General features: G+C 44.4%; 1 pseudogene. It reads left to right on the forward strand.

What is annotated here, in order from left to right:
* Nucleotides 1-683 (forward strand): annotated as a pseudogene (locus CWC17_RS18340) (EF-Tu C-terminal domain-related protein); the annotation flags it as partial.
* Nucleotides 684-736 lie beyond the last annotated feature (53 nt).

Consider the following 736-nt stretch of genomic DNA (forward strand, 5'->3'; position numbering starts at 1 on the left):
TAGCACTAATTAACGGTAGAGCGATTAAACCACTTTAAGGCGAAAAGCAGTGGGAAGACAAGATTGTTGAGCTTGCAGAAGCACTAGATTCTTACATCCCAGAGCCAGAGCGTGACATCGATAAGCCATTCATCATGCCTATCGAAGACGTTTTCTCAATCCAAGGTCGTGGTACTGTTGTAACTGGCCGTGTTGAAGCTGGTATCATCAACGTGAACGACGAAGTTGAAATCGTTGGTATCAAAGAGACTACTAAGTCTACTTGTACTGGTGTTGAGATGTTCCGTAAGCTTCTTGACGAAGGTCGTGCTGGTGAGAACATTGGTGCACTTCTACGTGGTACTAAGCGTGAAGACGTTGAACGTGGTCAAGTACTAGCTAAGCCTGGTTCAATCAAGCCACACACTACATTCACTTCAGAAGTATACGTACTTTCTAAAGATGAAGGTGGTCGTCATACTCCATTCTTCAAAGGTTACCGTCCACAGTTCTACTTCCGTACAACTGACGTAACAGGTGACGTACAGTTACCAGAAGGCGTAGAAATGGTAATGCCTGGTGATAACGTTAAGATGACAGTAACTCTAATCGCGCCAATCGCGATGGACGAAGGTCTTCGTTTCGCTATCCGTGAAGGTGGCCGTACTGTAGGTGCTGGTGTTGTAGCAACTATCGTAGAGTAATAGTTAACGTTTAAGTTAATTAATACTAAAAAAACCCGAGCTTAGCCTCGGGT

The sequence above is a fragment of the Pseudoalteromonas sp. S3785 genome (assembly GCF_005887365.1).
In the GTDB taxonomy this organism is placed as follows: domain Bacteria; phylum Pseudomonadota; class Gammaproteobacteria; order Enterobacterales; family Alteromonadaceae; genus Pseudoalteromonas.